We start from the raw sequence: 270 nt of genomic DNA on the forward strand, positions 1-270 counted from the left end.
GATCGTCCAGCGCGGTCAGTACTTGCGCCAGCGTCTGCTCGAAGGCGGCATCGCCAGGGGCGAGATCGGCATGGGGGAAACGATCCTGCAGTTGCCGCAGCAACTCCTCCGGCTCGCTGCCCAAGGTGAGCGCGCAGATGCCCTGCTCCGTGGCCGCCACCAGCAAGGCTCCCAGCCAGCATTGCGCAACGGCGAAGCGGATTTTCTCGCCGCGGCCGCCGCGACGATAGGTCGCCGGCTTCATGCCCAGTTGCGCCGCGCTTTGCGCAT

The 270-nt window shown here is 67.8% G+C and carries 1 pseudogene; it reads right to left on the reverse strand.

Annotated features, from left to right (window positions below):
• Positions 1 to 270, reverse strand: a pseudogene (locus tag ACZ3HH_RS30115) (bifunctional transcriptional activator/DNA repair enzyme protein Ada); the annotation flags it as partial.

This window comes from Pseudomonas sp. PME37.24/025 (assembly GCF_055556615.1).